We start from the raw sequence: 1,333 nt of genomic DNA, 5'->3' as shown, positions 1-1,333 counted from the left end.
GAGCCTGTTCAGATAAGTGTGTAAACGGTCGTTTTCATAGAGGCATCCTTCCCTCGAATTTAATGGAAAACTGATTGATAACCGCCCCCCAGTTTTGGATGGGCATGGTCCACTTTTTGGCGATGTTTTGCATGGCAAGATAGATCAGCTTGATGATCGATTCGTCAGTCGGAAATGAGCCTTTGGTTTTCAGCACTTTGCGCAGCGAGCGGTTCAGCGACTCGATGGCGTTGGTCGTGTAAATGACCTTCCGGATTTCTGGCAGATAATCGAAAAACGGGATGATGTGCTCCCAGTGACTCTGCCAGAGCTTGCTGACCGAGGGATATTTTCCGTCCCATTTGTCGGCAAAGATTTGCAGGTTTAGCTCCGCTTCATCGGCAGTAGCTGATCCGTAAATCGTTTTCAGATCGGCACATAAATCTTTGCGGTCTTTCCACGACACGTATTTGACGGAGTTGCGCACCATGTGCACGATGCAGAGCTGCACCTCGGTTTTCGGAAACACCGCGGCAATGGCGTCCGGAAAGCCGACCAGTCCGTCAACGGCGGCAATCAGGATGTCCTCGACGCCCCGGTTTTTCAGTTCGGTCATCACGCCGAGCCAGAATTTGGCCCCTTCGTTCTGCGAAATCCACAGTCCCAGCAGCTCCTTGTGGCCATCCATGGTGATGGCTAAGGCCAGATAAACAGCCTTGTTACAGGCCCGTCCGTCCTGACGGCCCTTGACGACAATGCAGTCGAAATAGACAATGGGATAGAGCGCATCGAGCGGGCGGCTCTGCCAGGCGCGCACGTCGTCGAGCACCGCGTCGGTCACGCTGCTGATGAGCGCTTCGGAGACCTCGACCTGGTAGAGTTCCAGCAACATGGCCTGCATGTCGCGGACGCTCATGCCGCGGGCGTACATGGCCAGGATTTTGTCGTCGAAGCCCTTGAATCGGGTCTGGCGTTTGGGGATCAGTTGCGGCTCGAAGCTGCCGTTGCGGTCGCGCGGGGGCCGAATGGCGAACTGATCGTTGTCAACGATGATGGTTTTCTGGCCGTGTCCGTTGCGGCTGTTGCCGGTGTTGGGCACGATGGGCAGATGCTTCGGATAGCCGAGGTGCTCGTCCAGCTCGCCTTCGAGCGCCGCTTCGATCAGGCGTTTTTTGAGCTGGTCGAACAGGCCGCCTTTCTCAAGGAGGGCCTGGGGGCTGCCGCTTTCTCGGAGAAGCTGCCCAATCAGCTCGCCCTGAATGTCCGGGGTCTTGTCTTTCTTTCTGGTCATAGTTTTGCTCCTTGTTACATGATAGGAAACTATGACCGTTTACACACTTTATCTTACAGACTC

The 1,333-nt window shown here is 55.2% G+C and carries 1 protein-coding gene; it reads right to left on the bottom strand.

Annotation, left to right across the window (positions count from 1 at the left end):
- Window positions 1-34: 34 nt before the first annotated feature.
- Window positions 35-1,270 (bottom strand): IS256 family transposase, encoded by a 1,236-nt coding sequence (locus tag EST62_RS04030; RefSeq protein ID WP_129050827.1) that lies wholly within the window; start codon window positions 1,268-1,270, stop codon window positions 35-37.
- Between the last annotated feature and the right edge of the window lie 63 nt (window positions 1,271-1,333).

Origin of the sequence: Chlorobaculum sp. 24CR (genome assembly GCF_004118635.1) — a bacterium.
Lineage (GTDB): Bacteria > Bacteroidota > Chlorobiia > Chlorobiales > Chlorobiaceae > Chlorobaculum.
This window is presented reverse-complemented; position numbering and strand designations above follow the sequence as displayed.